Origin of the sequence: Sulfuricurvum sp. (genome assembly GCF_019163035.1) — a bacterium.
In the GTDB taxonomy this organism is placed as follows: Bacteria; Campylobacterota; Campylobacteria; order Campylobacterales; family Sulfurimonadaceae; genus Sulfuricurvum.
In genome coordinates this window covers 1-2,270 of the sequence record NZ_JAFLKV010000029.1, presented here as the reverse complement: position 1 = coordinate 2,270, position 2,270 = coordinate 1, and the positions used below count along the sequence as shown (strand labels likewise).

The following is a 2,270-nucleotide window of genomic DNA, read 5'->3' as shown; positions in this document are numbered from 1 at the left end:
AAAATCGAGCGCGGCCGTTTAGTTGATGCTATGCAAGACAGCTATCCGTACATGCACGGTAAAAAATTCGCTATCTGGGGTGATCCTGACTTCCTTCTCGGAGCCGTTTCATTCTTGTTAGAGATGGGTGCTGAGCCGACTCACGTCCTTTGCCACAATGCACCAAACGGTTGGGAAGCTGAGATGAGAGCATTGCTCGATACGTCTCCGGCTAAAGACAGTTTGAATGTATGGGCGGGTAAAGACTTGTGGCACATGCGTTCACTCTTGTTTACTGAACCTGTCGATTTCATGATCGGTAACAGCTACGGTAAAGAGTTGATGCGCGACACTGGTACTCCGTTGATCTACATCGGATTCCCAATCTTCGACCGTCATCACCTACACCGTTACTCTATCAGCGGATACGATGGTGCGTTGAATCTTCTTACTTGGATCACGAACAAAGTTCTTGACCAATTGGATGAAGATACAAAACAAATCGCAACCACTGACTACTTCTTCGACCTCGTTCGCTAAAAACTTCCCCTCTTCGGGGAAACTAATTTCATTGATTCTCGTCACTTTCTCCCCTATGGGAGATTTTTTTGGTTGAGTCTTTTATAAAAGATTTAGTCAAACAAATAGGATGATTTATGGCTAGCGTGCAAGATAAACTAAAAGCAGAACTGATGGTTGAAATGTATACGAGTATCGACCGTATTTATGACTCCATAGAGCAGCATTTTGAACTCGATGAGACACGTCGGGATAATGTTATTCAGTCTCTTAATACGCTCAAAGATGAGCTTTATTTTGTGGTACAAACCACACCGCTTTCGTGATTATTTCTTACTAACTTTATTGTGATACATAGCTTTATCGGCTTTTTCAATGATAGTGTCTATATTAGCACCTTTAATAAATAGAGCCATTCCATAAGAGAAGTTAATTTTAAATGAATTTTCTTCAAGTTTGAAATGAGTCTTTTTGCAATAATTCAAGATAGCTTCCATTTTAGCTGTAATCTCATCTGTGGATATTTTTGAATCGAATATGATGACAAATTCATCTCCACCGTAGCGAACGACTCTTCCACCAGTCTCTTTGAGTTTGAGTGCAATGTGTATTAGAACCTTATCTCCTACAATATGTCCGTAGGTATCATTGATATGTTTGAATTTATTCAGATCAACCATCACCAAAGTGCCGCTATCACGAATCGAGATATGATCGGTATTGCACAGGGTATCTTCAAACCATTTTCGGTTATAACTTTTGGTTAAGCCATCTTCATAGACGATTTTTTGGAGATCATGTATCTCTTCTTGGAGTTGTTTTGTTTCTTGATATATTATCTCTAATAATTTTTTATCTTCATGTTCAATCGCCCCTATGGCTTCATCGGTACATTTGGCGAGGGTAATGAGATGGCGAACCATTTTTTCATCGAGCATTTCAGAACTGAGTACTTGGTCGGGTTTAAGTTCGACTTGATGCGAACGTGCTTTTTCACTATAAATGCGATTATATTCGGCGGGGAAAACAATATTTAATTTTTGAATGCTCTCTTTGACTTCGTTGGTAATATCAATATGTTCTTTGTATAAATCGCTCATGCTCTGCCTTATCTATTGTTGTTTATATGATTGTTCAATCTGTGCAATACTCATCGGTCTAAAATAATAATACCCTTGAATAGAATCGATACCGTTTAAGCGTAAAAATTCTAGTTCTTCGAGAGTCTCAACCCCTTCAGCGATTGTTGTCATCCCTAGTCCTTTTGCGAGATCAATAATGGTTTTAACAATGGTTTGATTTTTAGGTTCCATTGTGATATTTCGTATAAAGGAGATATCGATTTTGAGTTTGTCGATTGGGAGATGTTTGAGATACGAAAGAGAAGAATATCCGGTACCGAAATCATCGATGGAGATTTTAAACCCTTTGCTTTTGATCACACCCAATAGTGCGATTATTTTTTCAGGGTATTCGAGAATAGAGCTTTCGGTAATTTCCAACTCAATCCATTCTGGATTGCATTGTGTTTCTTGGATGATACGATCGAGTGTTGTGATAAAATCGATATGGGTAAGTTGACGTGCTGAAACATTGATAGCGATGCGTCCGTGCAATATTCCCATAGACGACCATCGAGCAGAACTCTGACATCCTTGATACAAGACAAACTCACCTACTTCGAGAATCAATCCACTCTCTTCCGCGATCGGAATAAAGAGTGATGGCGGAATCATCCCCTCTAATGTAGGCCAACGTAACAGTGCTTCTGC

At 39.4% G+C, this 2,270-nt stretch carries 4 protein-coding genes; 2 read left to right on the top strand and 2 right to left on the bottom strand.

Annotation, left to right across the window (positions count from 1 at the left end; all coding sequences use genetic code 11):
* Together JZU62_RS02620 and JZU62_RS02615 are read left to right on the top strand one after the other, a co-directional pair.
* On the top strand, nt 1–519 hold a 519-nt coding region (locus JZU62_RS02620), incomplete at its 5' end, for a nitrogenase component 1 (protein ID WP_295011623.1).
* A gap of 116 nt (nt 520–635) precedes the next feature.
* Complete coding sequence (locus tag JZU62_RS02615; protein ID WP_295011621.1) at nt 636–824, top strand: hypothetical protein; 189 nt, start codon at nt 636–638, stop codon at nt 822–824.
* Here the strand turns inward: JZU62_RS02615 and JZU62_RS02610 are convergent, their stop codons facing one another.
* The gene (locus JZU62_RS02610; RefSeq protein WP_295011619.1) at nt 825–1,598 is read right to left on the bottom strand and encodes a GGDEF domain-containing protein; all 774 of its coding nucleotides are present in this window, start codon (nt 1,596–1,598) and stop codon (nt 825–827) included.
* A gap of 12 nt (nt 1,599–1,610) precedes the next feature.
* Nucleotides 1,611–2,270, bottom strand: a 660-nt coding sequence (locus JZU62_RS02605; RefSeq protein ID WP_295011617.1) for an EAL domain-containing protein, incomplete at its 5' end; no start/stop codon positions are given.

What these genes read in the sequence shown, in the direction of transcription:
- JZU62_RS02610 (WP_295011619.1), bottom strand. Translation starts at nt 1,598, where the DNA reads ATGAGCGATTTATACAAAGAACATATTGATATTACCAACGAAGTCAAA.
- JZU62_RS02615 (WP_295011621.1), top strand. Translation starts at nt 636, where the DNA reads ATGGCTAGCGTGCAAGATAAACTAAAAGCAGAACTGATGGTTGAAATG.